Origin of the sequence: Stenotrophomonas sp. GbtcB23 (assembly GCF_019091045.1) — a bacterium.
Lineage (GTDB): Bacteria > Pseudomonadota > Gammaproteobacteria > Xanthomonadales > Xanthomonadaceae > Stenotrophomonas > Stenotrophomonas rhizophila_A.
Genome location: NZ_JAGXKC010000027.1, coordinates 1 through 19,138, shown reverse-complemented (window position 1 = coordinate 19,138; position 19,138 = coordinate 1). Strand labels below are relative to the sequence as shown.

Genomic DNA, 19,138 nt, shown 5'->3' with positions numbered 1-19,138 from the left:
CTTTGGCTAAGGTACAGCGGGCCGTTCCTTTGGGGCGGCCGGTCACCACTCAAGTGCGCGGCAACGTATCGCCCACTTACCTTTTTATTTCGCGGGGCCCGCCCCGCACCAACGTCCACCTGGGAAGCACTGCATGCTGAAGTCTCTGTTGAGGGTCAAACCGGTCGAGCCGGCCGGGCACGTCGATGCCGGCGAACCGATTGAAGGCAGCCTGGACGGCGAAGCCTCGCTGAAAAGGACCCTCACGGCGAAACATCTCATCATGCTGGGTATTGGCGCCGTGATCGGTGCGGGTATCTTCGTGCTGACCGGCCAGGCGGCCGCCAATCACGCCGGCCCGGCGGTGATGCTGTCGTTCGTGATCGCCGGCTTCGCCTGCGCCCTCGCGGGCCTGTGCTACGCCGAGTTCGCGGCGATGATGCCGGTCTCGGGCAGCGCTTACTCCTACTCCTACGCCACCCTGGGCGAAGGCATGGCCTGGTTCATCGGCTGGTGCCTGGTGCTGGAATACCTGTTCGCTTCGGCCTCGGTGGCGGTGGGCTGGTCGGCGTACCTCATCAGCTTCATCACCACCACGCTGCACATGCCATTCCCGGACGCGCTCAGCGCGGCGCCGATCAGCTGGACCGGGCAGGATTTCATCTCCTCCGGCAAGCTGTTCAACCTGCCGGCGGTGCTGATCGTGGCGGCGGTGTCGGGCCTGCTGTACGTGGGCGTGACCCAGTCGGCGTTCGTCAACGCGATCATCGTCGCGATCAAGGTCACGGTGATCTGCCTGTTCATCGGCTTTGGCGCGCAGCACATCGACATGGCCAACTGGACCCCGTTCATTCCGGAAAACACCGGCGTGCCGGGCGAGTTCGGCTGGAGCGGCGTGTTCCGTGCGGCCACCATCGTGTTCTTCGCCTACATCGGCTTCGATGCGGTTTCCACCGCGGCCGGTGAAACCAAGGACCCACAGCGCAACATGCCGATCGGCCTGCTTGGCTCGCTGGCGGTCTGCACCATCGTCTACATCATCGTGTGCGCGGTGCTGACCGGCATGATGCCGTACCACCTGCTGGGCACCGACAAGCCGGTGGCGACCGCGCTGGAGCCGTATGCCAGCCTGTCCTGGCTGAAGACCGCCGTGGAGATCGGCGCCATCGCCGGCCTGTCCTCGGTGGTGCTGGTGATGATGATGGGCCAGACCCGCATCGCCTACACCATCTCGCGCGATGGCCTGATTCCGAAGCTATTCGGCAAGGTCCACCCGCGCTTCCGTACCCCGTACTGGGCCACGATCGTGGTGGGCGTGCTGGCTGCTGGGCTGGCGGGCCTGATGCCGCTGAACGTACTGGGCGAGCTGGTCTCGATGGGCACCCTGCTCGCCTTCGCCACGGTCTGCATCGGCGTGCTGGTGCTGCGCTACACGCGCCCGGAACTGACCCGGCCGTTCCGGGTGCCGCTGGTGTGGGTGATCTGCCCGGTGGGCGCGCTGTCGTGCCTGTTCCTGTTCTGGCAGGCGTTCGTGGTGCATTGGCACCTGTTCGTGGGCTGGACGGTGCTGGGCCTGCTGATCTACTTCGGCTACGGCATCCGCCACAGCAAGCTCAACAAGGTGTCGTGATCCCATGCTGAAGCAACTGTGGGCCACCAAGCACCCGCACGCCGCTCATGAAGATGCGAACGGGCTGAGCCTGAAGCGCACCCTGGGCCCCTGGGGCCTGACCGCGCTGGGCATCGGCGCGGTGATCGGCGGCGGCATTTTCGTCATCACCGGGCAGGCGGCGGCCAACCATGCGGGCCCGGCGATCATGCTGAGCTTCGTGCTGGCGGCGATCTGCTGTGCGTTCTGCGCGATGGCGTATGCGGAGTTCGCGTCGATGGTGCCGGTCTCCGGCAGCGCCTATACCTATACCTATGCGACCTTCGGCGAGCTGGCGGCGTGGTTCATCGGCTGGATGCTGGTGCTGGAATACGGGGTGTCGGCGTCGGCGGTGGCGGTCAGCTGGACCGGTTACTTCCTGAGCCTGCTGAGTCATTTCGACATCTACCTGCCATCGGCGCTGGTCAGTGCGCCGCTGGATGGGCAGCTGCGCCCCACGGGGGCGATCGCGAACCTGCCGGCGGCGATCCTGGTGCTGCTGCTGACGTGGCTGTGCTATGTGGGCATCAGCAAGTCGTCGGCGATGAACATGGCGATGGTGGTGCTGAAAACGGGCCTGATCATTCTGGTGATCGTGGTCGGCTGGAAGTACGTGGACCCGGCCAACTGGACGCCGTTCATTCCGGCCAATGAGGGCCCGGGCAAGTTCGGCTTCGAGGGCGTGCTGCGCGGTGCGGCGATGGTGTTCTTCGCCTACATCGGCTTCGAGGCGGTGTCGGTGGCGGCGCAGGAATCGCACCGGCCGCAGCGCGACATGCCGATCGGCATGCTGCTGTCGCTGGTGATCTGCACGATCCTGTACATCGCGATGGCGGCGGTGATGACCGGGCTGGTGCCGTACACGCTGCTGGGCACGGACGAGCCGGTGGTGACGGCGGTGGCGGCGCACCCGACGCTGGGCTGGTTGCGGGTGGTGGTGGAGATCGGTGCGTTGATCGGGCTGTCGTCGGTGGTGCTGGTGATGGTGATCGCGCAGCCGCGCATCTTCATGATCATGGCCAACGACGGTCTGTTGCCGAAGGTGTTCACGACGATCCACCCGAAGTACCGCACGCCGCACATCAATACGGTGATCACGGGCATCGGCATTGCGCTGCTGGCGGCGCTGTTCCCGCTGGACGTGCTGGGCGAGCTGACGTCAATGGGGACGCTGATCGCGTTCGCGGCGGTCTGCGCGGGCGTGCTGATCCTGCGCCGCACGCAGCCGGACCTGCCGCGCCCGTTCCGCATTCCGGCGGCCTGGCTGATCTGCAGCCTGGGCGTGCTGAGCTGCCTGGCCCTGCTGTCGGCGATGACGATGCACAACTGGATGCTGATGGGGATCTGGACGGTCATCGGGTTCGCCATCTACTTCGGTTACAGCTACAAGCACAGCCGCCTGCGCGGCTGAACGTCCGGTGCAACGGCCAGAGCCAGAGCGTCGGCTCTGCCGTTAGCGTCGTTCAGGGCGGGTCGGGTTGGGTTTGCGGGGGACGCCGTAAACCCATCCATGGGGGCTTGGTCGCCGCATCCATGCGGCTCACACCCCCGCAAACCCAACCCGCCCCACCCTTCGACACGCTACGGGTGACGGCGCCAAGGGCCAAAGCGGTAGGTCACGACCGTTGGTCGTGACGTCCTGACCGGCCCGGGAACCTGCTTTTAACGCCAGACGCCGTTAAAATGCCCGCCATGAACGACACCCCTTACGACACGGCTCGTCTGAGCGAACTGGCCCAGGTGCTGATCGACAACATCCGCGAACTGGCCCAGGCCGGGTGGACGCCGGCGACCAGCAGCAATTTCTCGCACCGGCTGGATGACCAGCATGCGGCGATCACGGTGTCCGGCAAGGACAAGGGTCGGCTGATCGAGGACGACATCATGGTGGTCGACTTCGACGGCAAGGCCGTGGGCCGGCCGCTGCGTCCGTCTGCCGAGACGCTGCTGCATACGCAGCTGTATCGCCGGTTCCCGGAGATTGGCTGCGTGCTGCATACCCATTCGCCGGTGCAGACCATTGCCTCGCGGCTGTATGCGGCCAATGGGCATATCCGGTTGGAGGGGTATGAGCTGCTGAAGGCCTTCCACGGCAACAGCACCCATGAAACCGCTGTGGACGTGCCGGTGTTCGCCAACACCCAGGACATGGACGAGCTGGCCGCCAAGGTCGAGCAGAAGCTCGACGAGGGCTGCATGTGGGGCTATCTGATCGACGGGCATGGGCTGTACGCCTGGGGCCGGGACATGGCCGAGGCGCGTCGGCACATGGAGGCGTTCGAGTTCCTGCTGCATTGCGAGCTGGAGCTGCGCAAGCTGCGCGGGCCCTGAGCTACATGCTCCAGCGTCATCAGGTCGCGCCCCCATTCAGGGCCGGCCGCTGATACTCTTTGAGGTCCCCCTCGCCGTTCAAGCTGCCGCCATGAGCCGACTGCGCATTTACGATCACGATGAACCCCAATCCCCGCTGCTGGATACCCAGGACGGCGCGCTGATTGCCGCCGAGCTGGAGAAGATCGGGGTGACCTTCGAACGCTGGCAGGCGGCCCATGAGGTTTCGCCGGGCGCGAGCCAGGACGAGGTGTTCGCCGCCTACCGCAGCGACATCGACCGGCTGGTGGCCCAGCACGGCTTCAAGAGCGTGGACGTGGCCTCGATCGCGCCGGACAACCCCAACCGCGCCGAGCTGCGGAAGAAGTTCCTGGACGAGCACTTCCACAAGGAAGACGAGGTCCGCTTCTTCGTGGCCGGCTCGGGGCTGTTCACGCTGCACGTGGACGACAAGGTCTATGAGATCGAGTGCGTGAAGAACGACCTGATCGCGGTGCCGGATGGCACCACGCACTGGTTCGACATGGGCGATGAGCCCAGCTTCGTGGCGATCCGCTTCTTCACCGAACCGGATGGCTGGGTCGGGCACTTCACCGGCACCGACATCGCCCAGAAATTCCCCCGTTACGTTCCGACCAAGGCGTCCTGATCCATGCCCCACCCCACTGTCATCCTCACCGACATCGAAGGCACCACCAGCAGCATTTCGTTCGTGAAGAACGTGCTGTTTCCGTATGCGCGCAAGGCGTTGCCGGCGTTTGTCGCCGCGCATGGCCAGCAGCCGGAGGTGCGTCGCTGGCTGGATGCGGTGGCGGTGGAGATCGGCGGTGCCTGCCAGGACAGCCTCATCGTGGAAACCCTGCAGGGCTGGATCGACCAGGATCGCAAGCACACGGCGCTGAAGGCGCTGCAGGGCATGATCTGGGAAGATGGCTACCGCAACGGCGAGTACACGGCGCACTTCTATCCGGAAGTGGCGGCAGTGCTGAGCGGCTGGCATGCCGAGGGCAAGCCGCTGTATGTGTACTCGTCCGGCTCGGTGCCGGCGCAGAAGCAGTTCTTTGGCTTCAGCGAGGCCGGCGACCTGACCGGGCTGGTGTCGGGCTGGTTCGATACCGAGATCGGCGGCAAGCGCGAGGCGGAAAGCTACCGGAACATCGTCAAGGCCATCGGCGTGCCGGCCGGGCAGATCGTGTTCCTGTCGGACGTGGTCGAAGAGCTGGATGCCGCGCGTGAGGCAGGCCTGCAAACGCGTCTGCTGGACCGCCTGGACGATTACCCGCTGCCGCGTACCGGCGAAGCCACGCACGGCCACGACCGCGTGGAAAATTTCCAGCAGATCACGCTGTAATCCAGGCCACGCGATCAGTATCGGAATATCGCACGAACGATTTCGGTGGGGTCGGTTCCCAGCCCCAAATCCATCACGCCGCCCATCCCGCACGATGCCGGATGGTCACTGAAGCGCCATCGCGTCGGCTACTGAGCGGATCCGCAGCGCGTTGCGCAGCGTTTCGAGTTCGGCATCGGCCTTCACCTTGATCCGCACCGGCTCGCCCGGCACCAGGTCGATGGCGTTGTCGTCCAGGGTGGCGTCCATTCCGTCGAAATCCACCCACACGCCGCGTGCCAGCTGCGCCGCGCGCAGCTCCAGCACGATGGCGTCGCCATCCTGGGTCCAGCGGCTGTCGATCTGTACCTTCGGCAGCTGCATGTCCTTGGCGGCCGCGAAGTAGACCACCTGGCGCGACAGCACACGCTTGCCCTCCAGCAGTTCCACCACCGCGACGGTTCGCGCGGGAGCCGCCTTACCCAGCAGCTGCGCATCGGTGAAACGCCCGACCTCCAGCGCCGACAGTGCCGGCACCGTCACCGCATGCTGTTGTTGCGAAAGCTGGCGGCCTTCCACATCCATCACCCGCAACCGCCACTGTGCTTTCAGCGGCTGCTGCAGGTCATTGAGCAGGCTGACGCGGGTGACGCCTTCGTCACGCAATGCCGCCACCGCATGATCCGCAAAGAACCGCTTCGCATGGAAATGCAGCGCCTTCCAGCGCCCGGCGTAATCGATGCTGGACCAGGACGCACCCGGCCACACGTCATTGAGCTGCCAGTACAGCGAACCCATCGTGTAGGGGCGAGAGGCGCGATGATGCAACGCGGCCAGCGCGATGCCTTCGGCCTGCATCACCTGGCTCAGGTAGACGAAGTCGGGGAAATCACGCGGCGTGCCGAACTCGCGCTCGACGTACTGCAGCAGGCGCCGGTTGCCCTCGCCCGCCATGAACTTCTGGTGCGCGCGCACGGTGTCGCTGTCCACGCGCAGCTCATCCGCCGGGATGATGCCCTCCAGCGTGCGCAGCACCGGCCACGCCTGCAGCCCGTATTCGGACATGAAGCGCGGTGTTTCGCGCAGGTAGGCCTGCACCGGCAGCGCCGGATTGCCCCATACCTGCCAGTAGTGCTTGTCGCCGCGGGTGGAGTCGTTGGCCACGGTATCGAGGTCGTTGCTAGGCGAGCTGGACCAGTACGGCACGCCCAGCCCGTCCTCCGCCACCACCCTGCGCAGGTCGTTGCCGAACAGGTCCACATAGCCCTGCCACACACGCGCGGCGAATGCCGGATCGGCCGCTTTCAGGTCGCGACCGTGACCCCAGTCCTTCCAAGCGGTTTCTTCCTCGTTGTTGCCACACCACAGCACCACGCTCGGGTGGCCGCGCAGGCGGCGCACGTTGTCGCGCGCTTCGGCCACCACGTTGGCGCGGAACGCCGGATCGTAGCCGGGCTGCATGCCGCCACCGAACATGAAGTCCTGCCAGACCAGCAGGCCCAGCTCGTCGGCGATGTCGAAGAACGCGTCGTCTTCGTAATAGCCGCCGCCCCAGTTGCGCAGCATGTTCATGTTCGCATCGCGCGCGGCGGTCAGCTCGCGGCGGATCCGTGCCAGATCGACCCGCGCCGGGAACATGTCGAACGGAATGACATTGGCGCCCTTGGCGAAGATCGGCACCCCGTTGATGACGAAGGCGAAGCCCTGCCCGCCCTTGGCATCGTCCTCGCGGCGCAGCTCCACTGTGCGCAGCCCGGTGCGGATGCTGCGCTCGGCCGCATCGCGGCTACCGTCATCCACACGCGCACGTACCGTATAGCGCGCCTGCTCGCCGTGGCCGACCGGCCACCAGCGACGCGGCTGGGCCAGCTGCACCGGTACCGACAGCACCTGCACGCCGGCACGCAGCGCGGCCGGCTGTTCCACCGTGGCGGCGACCCGTCCATCGGGGTCGAGCATGTCCACCTGCACCCGCGCCTGGCGCGCGGCCGCTGCCTCCACCTCGACCTGCACCAGCAGCGCGGCCCGCTGCGCATCCAGCGCCGTGGTCTGCACCGCCACATCGGTAATGCGCTGCGCGTTCCAGCTTTCCAGCCGCACCGGACGCCAGATGCCGGCCGTCACGTAACGCGGGCCCCAGTCCCACCCGAAGTGGTAACCCGGCTTGCGCACGAAATTGCCGACCATGGCCTCACGCGGTTCATCCCCATACGGCGACGGGTAGTTGCCGGCGATCTTGTGCGGCATCGCCTGCACGCTGGGCAGCAGGGTGCTGATCGGCGAACGGAACACGACGCGCAGGACGTTGCCACTGGCTCGCAGCCGCCCCTGCACCGGCGCGCGCCAGGTGCGGTGGCTGTTGTCGGCCCGCAGCAGGGGCTGGTCGTTGAGGCTGACCTCGGCAAACGTATCCAGACCCTCGAACACCAATTCAGCGTGGGCGCGCGCCCGGGTGGCGGCGTCAACGTCGAAGCGGGCCTGGTACTCCCAGTCGGCCAGGCCGATCCACTGCAGGCCGGCCTCAGGTGCACCGGCGTACGGATCGGGAATGCGCCTGGCCGCCAGCAGGTCGGTGTGCACCGCGCCGGGAACCGACGCCGGCCGCCACTGCGCCGCCTCCGGATGCGCCTTCCCCTGCGCGTTGCCCGGCAGCAGCCGGAACGACCACTGCGCCTGCAGCGGCGCTGCCGCAGCAGGAGGCGCGTGCAGCGCAAGCAGAAGAACCAGTCCAACGCCCCATACCCACACCTTCATGCCCCACCCCGTAGCGCCGGGCGGTGCCCGGCCGTGCCGTTGGACCGGGCGCTCCCCCGGTCATGCAGTTGCGCCGGGCCACGCCCGGCGCCCGTCATTGCGTTCAGCGCACCACGTTGAGCACTTCGTAGCACGCGCCCATGGTGTGGTAGTCGGTCTTGCCGGCCGGGCTCTTTTCGTTGCTGTACTTGCGGTTGTCCGCATCCAGGATGCGGTACCAGGCGCCGTACTGGTGGTCGATCATGTGCTGCCAGGCGTACGCCCAGAGCTTGTCGTACCAGTCCCAGTAGACCGCGTCACCGGTACGCGCGGCCAGCAGCGCGGCGGTCGCCAGCGATTCGGCCTGCACCCAGAAGTACTTGTCGTCGTCGCACACCGTGCCATCCGGCGCGAAGCCGTAGTACAGGCCGCCGCGCGCTTCGTCCCAGCTGCGCGCCACTGCGGTATCGAACAGGTGGCGCGCGGTCGGCACCAGCCAGTCAGCCTGCACATGGCGATCGAGGATCAGCAACAGCTTGGCCCACTCGGTCTGGTGGCCGGGCTGGAAACCCCACGGGCGGAACAGGTGCTTGGGGTTGTCGAGGTTGTAGTTCCAGTCGATCTGCCACTGCCGGTCGTAGTGCTCCCACACCAGCCCCTCGCCCTGCGCGGCCTGGCGGCGGGTCATGTGGTCGGCCAGCAGCAGCGCACGGTCGCGGTAGCGGGCTTCGCCACTGGCCTCGAACGCAGCCAGCATCGCCTCGCACATGTGCATGTTGGCGTTCTGGCCGCGGTAGTCGCTGAAGTTCCACTCGGCGTCCGCTTCGTCCTTGTAGAGGCCGAATTCGGGTTCCCAGAAGCGCGTTTCCAGCAACGCCCAGGTTTCATCCATCCACGCACGGGCTTCGCCGATGCCGGCCTTCAGCGCGCAGCTGTAGGCCAGCAGCACGAAGGCCACGCCGTAGCAGTGGTTGGTGCCATCTTCGACCACGCCGTCGCGCAGGGTCCAGGCGTAGCCGCCGGTGACGGGGTTGCGGTGCACCTCACGCAGGTAGCGGATGCCGTGTTCCACCGCCTTCAGGTCGTCCGCCTTGCCGAATTCGCGGTAGGCCATGGCGTGGTTGAACACGAAGCGGGTGCTGCTCACCAGGTGGCGGTGGCTGGCGTCGTAGACCGTGCCATCGTCCAGGTAGTAGTGGAAGAAGCCGCCGTTGGGGTCGATCTCGTGCGGCTGGTAGAACGCCATGCTCTGCGCGATGTGCGCGCGCAGGAATTCCGGCGAACGGAAATCAGGCTGGGCGGGAATGGCGGTGGTCATGCGGCGGTTTCCTGTTGTTGCTGCAGCAGTGTCTGGACATCGGCCAGGCTGGGCATCGCGGCGAACGCGCCCTTGCGGGTCACGGCCAGCGCGCCAACGGCGGCACCGAAACGGATGGCGTCCTGCAGCCCGGCCGCATCGCGGCAGAAGTCGACGAACGCATCGCCATCGGCACCGCGCTCACCGAGCGCGAACAGCAGCCCGCCCACGAACGCATCGCCTGCGGCGGTGGTGTCCACGGCAGGCACCTGGAAGCCGGTGACCACGCCGCTGCCATGGCGGGTGTGCCAACGCATCGGCGCGGCGCCATCGGTGACCACCACGGCCTGCGCGTGGGCCGCCAGCAGGCGCTGGATGACCAGGGCATTGCCGTCGGCGCCCAGCGGCGCGGCCAGGTAGTCAAGTTCCTCGCGCGAGAGCTTGACCAGGTCGGCCAGCACCAGCGCTTCCCACAGCTGCGCGGTCGGGTCGACACCGGCCGGCCACAGCGCGGGGCGCAGGTTGAGGTCCAGGCTGACCATCGCGCCGGCCGCACGTGCGCGCTGCATGCCGTCGAGCGTGGCCTGGGCGATCGCCGCTTCGGTCAGGCTGTTGGAGCACACGTGGAAGCTGCGCGTGCCGTCGAAACAGGCCGGGCTGAAGTGCTCGGCGCGGAACAGCAGGTCCGCGGCCGGCGGCCGGTAGAAGCTGAAACTACGCTCGCCGTGCGCGTCCAGCGCCACGAACGCCAGCGCGGTCTTGGCCGCGTCGGTGCGCACGATGCAGTCGGTGGCGACCCCGGCACCGGCCAGGCTCTCGGCAAGGAAGTCGCCGAACATGTCCTGGCCGAGCATGCCGGCGAAATGGGTGTCCGCCCCCAGCCGCGCGGCGGCCACGGCGACGTTGGCCGGGGCACCGCCGGCGTACTGCAGGAACGCGCGAGGCGTGTCCGGCGTGGCCGGCGGCTGCGCAAGTAGATCGATCAAAATTTCGCCGAAACAAACAATCTTGGTCATGACGCGCTCAGCCCCCCTGGCTGAAACCGGCGCGCGGGCGCGAGCCCCACACGCCGTAGAAGAGGATGTAGCCGTAGCACAGCAACGGCAGGATGAAAGACAGGTGCAGGCCGATGCGGTCGGCCAGCAGGCCCTGCAGGAACGGGATGATCGCGCCACCGACGATGGCCATGATCAGCAGGCTGGAGGCCTTGTTGGTCAGCGCGCCCAGGCGCTCGATGCTGAGCGCGAAGATGGTCGGGAACATGATCGAGTTGAACAGGCCGATGGCCACCACCGAGTACATCGCCACCTGCCCTTCGCTGGCCATGGTCACTGCCAGCAACACGGCGTTGGCGGTGGCAAACAGGGTAAGCAGGAGGCGCGGGGAGAAGCGGGTCATGATCGCCGAACCGACGAAGCGGCCGATCATCGCCATCGTCCAGTAGGCCGACACGTAGCCGGTGGCCTGCTGTTCGGTCAGGCCGCCGATGTTCGGCATCGACAGGTAATTGACCAAGAAGCTGCCGATCGAGACTTCCGCACCGACGTAGAAGAAGATGCCCAGCACCCCGAAGGTCACGTGGCGGTGGCGCAGCGCATCCATCAGGGTGTGCTTGACCGGGTCGGCCTGTTCGGTGGTTTCATTCAACGCCGGCAGGCGGAACAGATAGACGAACACCGCCAGCAGCGCCAGCGCGATCGCCAGGCCCACGTACGGGCCCTGCACCGACTGTGCTTCCTGGGTGCGGTAGGCCAGCTGTTCGGCCGCGCCGAGTGCGGCCAGTTCATCGGCACTCTTGACCGTGTTGCCGAGGATCAGCAGGCCGCCGAAGATCGGCGCGATCGCCGTACCCAGCGAGTTCAACGCCTGCGCCAGGGTCAGGCGGCTCGATGCGGTCTGTTCCGGGCCGAGCAGCGCCACGTACGGATTGGCTGCCACCTGCAGCACGGTGATGCCGGTGGCGAGCACGAACAGCGCGCCAAGGAAGGCTTCATACACCCGCAGTTCGGCGGCCGGCCAGAAGCCGAGCGCGCCAACGGCGGCGATGGCCAGGCCGGCCACGATGCCCTTCTTGTAGCCCAGGTGCGCCACCAGCCGACCGGCCGGCAGCGACATCAGGAAGTACGCGCCAAAGAAGGTGAACTGCACCAGCATCGCCTTGGCGTAGTTCAGTTCGAACACGGCCTTCAGGTGCGGAATCAGGATGTCGTTGAGGCAGGTCAGGAAGCCCCACATGAAGAAGATCGTGGTGGCCACCGCCAACGCCATGCGCGTGTTGACCACGGGCGCGGTGGATGACGATGTGGGCAGGCGATGCGTTGGAGAAATGGGCATGCGTAACGCGCCTCAGTGTGCGGGCAGGTGAAAGGGAACGGACTCAGCCGACGGCGGGGCCGCTGCTGTCACGGATACGGAGCTGCACCGGTGCCACGGTATGGCGCGGTGCGGCGGTGGGATCGTCCAGCCGCTGCAGGAGCAGTTCGGCCGCCTGGCGGCCGCGCTCGCGCGGATTGACGGTAAGGGTGGTCAGCGGCGGCAACGCCACCGCTGCTTCGGAAATGTCATCGAACCCGGTCACCGCGAAATCGCGGCCCGGCTGCACGCCGCGCGAGGCCAGGCCCAGCATCAGGCCCAAGGCTACCGTGTCGTTGTAGCAGACCGCCGCGGTGGGTACGTCGCCGGCGAACAGCTCACCGGACCGCGCGGCGGCTTCCAACCGGTTCGGCGCTGATTCAATCAGCCAGTCCGGCTTCACCGACAACCCCGCCTCTGCCAAGGCCTGCGCATAGCCGGTGCGGCGCTGGTGGCAGGAGCTGGACTCGGCATGGCCGCCGAAGAAGGCGATGCGGCGATGGCCCTGCTCGATCAGGTGGCGGGTGGCCAGGTAAGCGCCCTGCTGGTTGTCCAGGGTGAGGAAATCCCAGTCGCCGCCCTTGAGCTCGCGGTTGAACAGCAGCACGTTGGCATAGCCCACGGCCTGGCGCACTTCGGTGGCATCGCTGCCTTCGGCCGGCGACAGGATCAGGCCGGCCGGGGTGTGTTCCATCAGCGTGGTCAACACCGCCTGCTGCCGCACCGGCGATTCGCCGGTGCTGCCCAGCAGGGTCACGTAGCCCTTCGCGCCAAGCGCCTCGTCTACACCGGAAGCGAATTCGGCGAAGAACGGGTTGGACAGGTCGTTGATGACGAGTGCCACGCTGGTCGAGGTCCGCCGGCGCAGGTTGGCTGCGCCGCGGTTGTACACATAGCGCTGCCGGCGCAGTTCGGCTTCCACCCGCGCGCGGGTGTCGACATTGACCAGCGGGCTGCCCCGCAGCACCAGCGACACCGTGGCGCGCGACACGCCGATGGCATCGGCGATGTCGGTCACGGTGACCGCACGTGCGGCGCCGGCACGGGGCGTGCTGGCGCGGGTTCCCTTGGCAGCGGAAGTGTCCTTTTTCATCGTGGCGTCGGCGTCCTCATGGTCCTGCAAGCCTAAACGATCACATCGGTCAACGGATCGCGGCCTGCGGGCTCATTCCAGCCCGGCCCCCGGGGTGGCGCAGTACGACACCGGCAGGGCGTCGACCTGGGTCCCCCAGCCGGTTTCCGGTGCGGTATCGCCCAGGGTGTAGGCGATGGTGCCGCCCTGCTGCAGGCGGTTCCAGTCCACCCACACCGGGGCATGCGCCTGGCCATCAACCTGCACGCCCTGCACGTACTGCAGCTTGCGGCCGTCGGCACCGGGAGCCTGCAGGCGCAGCGTGCGGCCCTGGCCGAGGTCGACCTCGACCTTGGCAAAGCGCGGGGTATGCAGCAGGAACTCGCCGCTGCCCGGCACCGCCGGGTACAGGCCCAGCGCGCTGAACAGGTACCACGCCGACATGGTGCCCAGGTCATCGTTGCCGGTGACGCCATTGGGGGCGTTGGTGAACAGCTGCTGCGCGGCGCGCACCACCGTGGCGGTCTTCCACGGCTGGCCGATCAGCGTGTACATCCACGGCGCATGCAGATCGGGCTCATTGTTTGGGTTGTAGCGGTACTGGTTGTAGTAGCTGTACGGACCCACCACCCATTCCTTGCGGGCGGCCTGCAGCGGCGACTGCAGCAGCGCGTCATAGGCGAAGAACGCATCCAGCCGCTTGCCGGCGTTCTCGCGGCCGTGCATGGCCTGGACCAGGCCGGGGATGTCCTGCTGGGCCAGCCACTGGTACTGCCATGCCGTGCCTTCATGGAACCCATGGTGCGAGCGCGGGCTGTAATGCCCGTCCGCCGGCAGGTACCACTTGCCATCGTCCATGCGCGGGCGCGGGAAGCCGCTCATGCCGGTTTCCTCGTCACGCACGCTCGGGTCCCACACCTTCTGCCAGTTGCGGCCGCGCTGGCGCAGCACGCCGGCATCGTCGGCATGGCCCAGGCCATCGGCCATCTGTGCCAGCGCGCAGTCGGCCAGGGCGTATTCCAGGGTGGCCGAGCCGCCGTGGTGCGGATCGACATCCATGCCCTTGGACGGGAAGGCGCGGTCGTAGGCGACGTAGCCATTCTCAACATAGCCCGGGTTGCCCGAGCGGCCGGCATGCCGCGAGTTCATCGGCGGCAGTTCGAAGGCATTGCGGCGCAGTGCGGTGTAGGCCTCGCCTTCGCGCCCGGCCAGCGCGCCGAAGCGCCACAGGTCAACCATGAAGGGGGTGACCGGGTCGCCGGTCATGATGTTGGTTTCGAAGTTCGCGTAGCCCCAGCGCGGCAGCCAGCCGCCCTGCTCGTTGATCGCCAGCAGGCTGCGGCCGATATCCCTGGTCACCTGCGGGCGGGTCAGCGCCAGCCACTGGTTCTGCGCACGGTAGGTATCCCACAGCGAGAAATACTCGTAGTAGGTCCAGCCCTCGGCGCGGTGGATGTTGTCGTCGTAGCCACGGTAGCGGCCGTCGGCATCGCTGCCGGTCAGCGGCTGCAGCAGCGCGTGGTACAGCGCGGTGTAGAGCACCGTGCGGTCGTCGGCATGCTTGCTGTCCACGCGCACGGTGGACAGTTCCTTGCGCCACTGCTGCTGCGACAGGCTGCGCATGCGCTCGAAGCCAAGCAGGCGCCCATCCTGCATGCCATCGCTGCGCAGGTTGGCGCGTGCGCCGTCGGCATCCACGTGCGAAATGGCGCTGACCGCGGTTACCGCGCGGCCCTTGGACAGGTCGAAGCTCAGCCACGCGCCGCTGGGCTTGAGCTCGCCTTCCATGCCATGGCGGGCGCCGGGCAGGCCACCGCCCTCGCCCCAGGTGCCATGGGCCTTGAACGGGCGGTCGAATTCGATGCGGAACCAGGTGGTGTACTGGTGGCCACCGCAGAAGCTCTTGGTGACCAGCTTGCCTTCGACCACGCGGTCGCCGACCACGTCGATCACGCTGCCGATCACCGAATGGCGCTCGTTGGCCTGGCCCACGTTGACCAGCACGTGGCCGGTACCGGCGTCGGCCGGGAAGGTGTAGCGCTCGGCGGCGGCACGGGTGCGTGCGGTAGCTTCGGCGTCGATGCCGCCGTAGCTGGTCAGGCGCACCTTGTAGTAGCCGGCCTGGCCGACTTCGCCTTCGTGGGTGTAACCGGAGGCGTAGGCCTTGTGGTCGAAGCTCTTGGCGGTGTCGGTATCGAAATCACCGCCCGGGCCGATGGTGCCGGTCACCGGCAGCACCGAGACCTGGCCGCCCTGCTCCCAGCAGCCTGCGCCGGACAGGAAGGAATGGCCGAACCCGCGGATCTTGGGATCGTCATAGCGCCAGCCGGCATAGTGTTCGCCGATGGGGCTCACCTGGATCAGGCCGAACGGGGCCGAGGCGCCCGGGAACGTATTGCCGTCATCCTTGCTGCCGATGAAGGTGTTGACCTCCCGCTCGAGCGCGGCCGGGGCGGCCTGCAGCATCGGGGTGAAGGCCAGCACGGCCAGGCAGGCCAGGCCCGCCAGCGGGCGGCGCAGGGGCGGAAGGGCAAGGCGGGACGGCAATCGGCGCATGCAGTGGGTCCTATGGTTTGGATCGCTCCAAAGTCACGACGACGTGAATTTAGATCGATTTAAGTAAACCATGGACAAATTGCGGGATGCATTCTGCGGCGCAACATAACAGACCACCCACCAGGGGCCATAGGCACATCTGCCCCCTCCCCGTCCATATTGCGCAGCAGCATGCGTCCCGGGCCCGGCCGTGTTAAAAATTCGCCGCCAGCGGTTTAGATCGATCCAACTCCAAACCGTCACAGAACCGGCCACGGCGGGCGTGGAGACCTGTAACCCCACGCCAATTCGGCCTCCGAATTTAGATCGATACAACGTGTCAGCCATACGCTTCAATCCAAGGGAGAGAGTGGAATGAACCAGATGTCCCGCAAACACGGCCGCGACGCGTTGTCGGCCGCCATCACCTTCGCATTGGCCGCCGCCGCCTTCGTGCCGGCCGCCGCGTTCGCCCAGCAGGCCACCACCCCGTCCGAGACCCCCTCGGCAACCACGCTCGACAGCGTGCAGGTGACCGGCTACCGCTACGCCATCGAGAAGAGCCTGCAGCAGAAGCGCGACGCCAACGCCGTGGTCGAAGTGATCACGGCCGAAGACGTGGGCAAGTTCCCCGACAAGAACGTCGCCGATTCGCTGCAGCGCGTGCCGGGCGTGGTGATCACCCGTGACGGCGGCGAAGGCAAGAGCGTCAGCGTGCGCGGTCTGGACCCGGACCTGACCCTGACCCAGTTGAACGGCAATTACATCGCCACCTCGGAAACCAATGACGAGGCGAGCCGTTCGTTCAATTACACCCTGCTGCCGTCGAACATGCTGTCCAGCGCCGAGCTGTTCAAGTCGCCCGAAGCGCGCATCGACGAAGGCGGCATCGGCGGCACGGTCATCCTGCACACCCGCCGCCCGCTGGAGATGGAGTCCAACTCCGGCTACGTGACCCTGGAAGGCACCTCCTCGGACAACAGCCGCGACGTCGACCCGCAGGCGTCGGCGCTCTACTCCTGGCACAGCGACGACGAGCGCTTCGGCGTGCTGGTCGGCGTGACCCAGCAGAAGCGCACCAGCCGCACCATGGAAGCCACCACGGAAAACTACCAGTGGTATGGCACCGACACCACCGCGCGCGACGTGTTCGGCAATGACATGAACCAGGGGGGTGTCAACTACTGGTGGGGCAACTCCGGCTTCAACGACCAGAACGGCCGCAACTACACCGACTTCTACATGCCGACCTCGGTGAACTTCGCGGTCAAGGAAGAAGAGCGCCAGCGCAAGGGCGGTCAGTTCACCTTCCAGTTCAAGCCGACCGACAACGTAACGCTGACGGCGAACTACTTCCGCTTCGAGCTGGAGGGTGACTACACCCAGAACATGCTCAAGATTCCGGAATGGAACATGGCCCGCTACAACCAGGACGGCAACTGGGCCGGCGGTCGCCTGCTCAACGGCCTGACCATGGATCCCAGCGGCTCCATCGTCACCGGCGCGCAGTTCGAGAAGATCCCGGGCAAGACCTACTACTGCAGTGAAGACGAAGCTGCCGCCGCCGGCCTGCCGCCGGGTGGCTGGGGTCCGGACGATTGCACCATCCCCACCCCGCAGCTGACCGGCGATTACAGCCGCGAAAAGGCGCTGTCGCAGACCGCCGACCTGAGCATCGACTGGGACATCAGCCCGCTGTGGAAGGCGTCCTTCAGCGGCGGCCGCACCTGGTCCGAAGGTGGCCCGTCGATGAAGTTCCGCATGTCGGCCAAGCCGCGCCGCCGTGTCGATGGCGTGTGGCAGACCGGCAACCAGTACTCGGCATGGGACCTGACCGGCACGCCGTCGGCCACGTTCTCGCCCGACCTGCAGCAGCAGCTGATGAACGGCATTGCTGAAGTGGACACCGGCTCGACCGATTCGTCCTGGATGCAGACCGAGATCAAGCAGAACCACTTCCAGGCCGACTTCACCAAGCTGTTCGAGACCGGCTGGCTGGATTCGTTCCAGTTCGGCGCCAAGTACAGCGATGGCAAGGTCCACCGCAATACCGGCAACACCTACTGGGTCTGCCCGGGCACCGACCCGGCGGACTATGACAACAACCGCTACCAGGCGGGCTGCGACAACACGGCCGGCATTGCGCAGCCGGGCTTCTTCCTGTCCAACCCGATCAGCGGCATCAACGGCGGTTTCAACGCCAACGTGTTCCCGGGCATCAACTACCCGGCGTACATCAACTACCTCAACGACCGCTACGGCGGTTCGCACAACCGTACCGAAGAAGATTTCGTCTACAACGTCAACGAGAAGGTCTACGCCGGCTACTTCCAGGCCAACTTCCGTACCGAGCGCCTGCGCGGTAACGTCGGCCTGCGCGTGGTGCGTACGGAGCAGTTCGCACAGTCCAGCGATGCGATCGAACGCTTCAACGACTACTTCCTCGACAACGCGTCCGGTGCGCCGATGTCGTGTACCGACCCGGCGGCGGCGGCGTTCCCGACCTACGGTTGCGAAAGCGGCTTCGTCCGCCTGCCTGACAGCCTGGCGCGGCAGAAGTCGTTCGAGCTGATCGGCACCGACAAGACCTACACCGACTTCCTGCCGAGCTTCAACATCGCCTGGGACATCACCGAGAACCTGGTGCTGCGCGGCGCGGCGTCGAAGGTGATCGCGCGCCCGAGCTACACCAGCATTGCCGCGCCGGGTGCACTGAGCTACTACAGCGCCGAGTACGTCAACGACCGTCGCGTCGCCGGTGGCGCGCCGCAGGAAGGCTGGCAGGGCCACGGCAGCAACAAGAACCTGGAGCCGTTCGAGGCCACCCAGTTCGACGTGGGCCTGGAGTGGTACTTCAAGCCGGGCGCGGTCGCGGGTATCGGCCTGTTCCGCAAGAACGTCGACAACTTCACCGTGCCGGTGGTGCGTGACGTGCAGATGGTGGTCGGCGGCGAGTCGGTCACGGTGCAGGATTACGAGACCCAGGCCAACGGCCGCGATGGCGTGTCGCAGGGCGTGGAACTGTACGGTCAGTACACGTTCGACATGGGCTTCGGTGTGCAGGCCAACTACACCTACAACGACACCAACCTGGCCTCGATCGTGCTCGATGGTGAAAGCATCGGTTCGTCGCCGCTGGTCGGCAGCGCCAAGAACCAGGCCAACGTGACGGTGTTCTACGAGAACGAGAAGTTCCTGGCACGTGCCTCGTACAACCGTCGTGGTGAAGTGGTCGGTGGCCTGAATGGCGGCATGACCGAGTACACCGAGCCGTATGCACAGCTCGATCTGAACGTGGCCTACAACTTCACCGACGCGCTGACCTTCACCGCGTCCGTGTTGAATGCCACCAAGGAAGAACAGCGCGTCCACCTCGGCAACGATACCGATGCCCGTCTGATCTCCAGCCTGTACTCGGGCCGCCAGCTGTACTTCGGCGCGACCTACAAGTTCTAAGCGTCAACCCAACCCTGCCTTCGGGCAGGGGAAACGCTCCTCCACGGCAACCGCGCTTTCATAGGCGGTTGTCGTTTTTTTTGGGCGTCTGCTTCGATTATTTTCATGCGTTACCGGGCGCGGTGTGTTTCACGGCAGTCGTTTGGGAACCGACCCTACCCCGCCGTAGCGGCTTGCACCCTCGTAGAGCCACGCCCTGCGTGGCCGCTTTACCCAACCGCACACGCAATCCGTCGGGGAGGCAGGCGGGTAGCCCCTGTAGGGACTGTCAGAAACATGGATGTTTTTGCCAAGCCCCCACGGATGGGTTGAGGTGGTCTAATCCGGCTGGACACTCGATAGGATCAATCCAAGCATCGAGGTGACCCGTGGCAAGACAGATAACCCAAGGTATGAGAGACGAGG

The 19,138-nt window shown here is 66.4% G+C and carries 12 protein-coding genes; 6 read left to right on the top strand and 6 right to left on the bottom strand.

Annotation, left to right across the window (positions count from 1 at the left end; translation table 11 throughout):
• Positions 1-133 precede the first annotated feature (133 nt).
• From KVS69_RS12290 to mtnC, 5 genes are all read left to right on the top strand, one after another.
• Entirely contained in the window at positions 134-1,609 is a 1,476-nt protein-coding gene (locus tag KVS69_RS12290; protein WP_217538255.1) for an amino acid permease, read from the top strand.
• 4 nt (positions 1,610-1,613) lie between these two features.
• Positions 1,614-3,038, top strand: a complete 1,425-nt coding sequence (locus tag KVS69_RS12285; RefSeq protein WP_093536223.1) for an amino acid permease — start codon at positions 1,614-1,616, stop codon at positions 3,036-3,038.
• Positions 3,039-3,319: 281 nt separating this feature from the next.
• A complete protein-coding gene (locus tag KVS69_RS12280; protein WP_093534509.1) occupies positions 3,320-3,958 on the top strand; it encodes a methylthioribulose 1-phosphate dehydratase in 639 nt (212 codons plus the stop codon).
• A gap of 91 nt (positions 3,959-4,049) precedes the next feature.
• Positions 4,050-4,607: an acireductone dioxygenase gene (locus KVS69_RS12275; RefSeq protein ID WP_093534507.1), complete on the top strand. Its 558-nt coding sequence runs from the start codon at positions 4,050-4,052 to the stop codon at positions 4,605-4,607.
• A gap of 3 nt (positions 4,608-4,610) precedes the next feature.
• Positions 4,611-5,309, top strand: coding sequence for an acireductone synthase (gene mtnC, locus KVS69_RS12270; RefSeq protein WP_217538253.1), 699 nt, complete (start codon positions 4,611-4,613; stop codon positions 5,307-5,309).
• 105 nt (positions 5,310-5,414) lie between these two features.
• Here mtnC and KVS69_RS12265 read toward each other — a convergent pair whose 3' ends face one another.
• The 6 genes from KVS69_RS12265 to KVS69_RS12240 form a co-directional block, all read right to left on the bottom strand.
• The gene (locus KVS69_RS12265; protein ID WP_217538251.1) at positions 5,415-8,042 is read right to left on the bottom strand and encodes a glycoside hydrolase family 2 protein; all 2,628 of its coding nucleotides are present in this window, start codon (positions 8,040-8,042) and stop codon (positions 5,415-5,417) included.
• 103 nt (positions 8,043-8,145) lie between these two features.
• On the bottom strand, positions 8,146-9,339 hold the full coding sequence (locus KVS69_RS12260) for an AGE family epimerase/isomerase (RefSeq protein WP_217538249.1): 1,194 nt from the start codon (positions 9,337-9,339) through the stop codon (positions 8,146-8,148).
• Entirely contained in the window at positions 9,336-10,334 is a 999-nt protein-coding gene (locus KVS69_RS12255) for a carbohydrate kinase (protein ID WP_095363852.1), read from the bottom strand. The genes KVS69_RS12260 and KVS69_RS12255 overlap by 4 nt, the downstream gene beginning before the upstream one ends.
• Positions 10,335-10,341: 7 nt before the next feature.
• Positions 10,342-11,586 (bottom strand): L-fucose:H+ symporter permease, encoded by a 1,245-nt coding sequence (fucP, locus tag KVS69_RS12250; RefSeq protein WP_254622165.1) that lies wholly within the window; start codon positions 11,584-11,586, stop codon positions 10,342-10,344.
• Positions 11,587-11,695: 109 nt separating this feature from the next.
• Positions 11,696-12,763, bottom strand: coding sequence for a LacI family DNA-binding transcriptional regulator (locus KVS69_RS12245; protein ID WP_093534539.1), 1,068 nt, complete (start codon positions 12,761-12,763; stop codon positions 11,696-11,698).
• Positions 12,764-12,835: 72 nt separating this feature from the next.
• Positions 12,836-15,298, bottom strand: coding sequence for a GH92 family glycosyl hydrolase (locus KVS69_RS12240; protein WP_217538245.1), 2,463 nt, complete (start codon positions 15,296-15,298; stop codon positions 12,836-12,838).
• 354 nt (positions 15,299-15,652) lie between these two features.
• Between KVS69_RS12240 and KVS69_RS12235 the strand changes: the two genes are divergently transcribed.
• Positions 15,653-18,733 carry a TonB-dependent receptor gene (locus tag KVS69_RS12235; protein ID WP_217538243.1) on the top strand — a complete coding sequence of 1,027 codons (3,081 nt, stop codon included), beginning with the start codon at positions 15,653-15,655 and terminating at the stop codon, positions 18,731-18,733.
• The last annotated feature ends 405 nt before the right edge of the window (positions 18,734-19,138 follow it).

Coding starts and splice junctions, on each gene's coding strand:
- KVS69_RS12290 (WP_217538255.1), top strand. CDS start 134: ATGCTGAAGTCTCTGTTGAGGGTCAAACCGGTCGAGCCGGCCGGGCAC.
- KVS69_RS12285 (WP_093536223.1), top strand. CDS start 1,614: ATGCTGAAGCAACTGTGGGCCACCAAGCACCCGCACGCCGCTCATGAA.
- KVS69_RS12280 (WP_093534509.1), top strand. CDS start 3,320: ATGAACGACACCCCTTACGACACGGCTCGTCTGAGCGAACTGGCCCAG.
- KVS69_RS12275 (WP_093534507.1), top strand. CDS start 4,050: ATGAGCCGACTGCGCATTTACGATCACGATGAACCCCAATCCCCGCTG.
- mtnC (WP_217538253.1), top strand. CDS start 4,611: ATGCCCCACCCCACTGTCATCCTCACCGACATCGAAGGCACCACCAGC.
- KVS69_RS12265 (WP_217538251.1), bottom strand. CDS start 8,042: ATGAAGGTGTGGGTATGGGGCGTTGGACTGGTTCTTCTGCTTGCGCTG.
- KVS69_RS12260 (WP_217538249.1), bottom strand. CDS start 9,339: ATGACCACCGCCATTCCCGCCCAGCCTGATTTCCGTTCGCCGGAATTC.
- KVS69_RS12255 (WP_095363852.1), bottom strand. CDS start 10,334: ATGACCAAGATTGTTTGTTTCGGCGAAATTTTGATCGATCTACTTGCG.
- fucP (WP_254622165.1), bottom strand. CDS start 11,586: ATGGCGTTGGCGGTGGCCACCACGATCTTCTTCATGTGGGGCTTCCTG.
- KVS69_RS12245 (WP_093534539.1), bottom strand. CDS start 12,763: ATGAAAAAGGACACTTCCGCTGCCAAGGGAACCCGCGCCAGCACGCCC.
- KVS69_RS12240 (WP_217538245.1), bottom strand. CDS start 15,298: ATGCGCCGATTGCCGTCCCGCCTTGCCCTTCCGCCCCTGCGCCGCCCG.
- KVS69_RS12235 (WP_217538243.1), top strand. CDS start 15,653: ATGAACCAGATGTCCCGCAAACACGGCCGCGACGCGTTGTCGGCCGCC.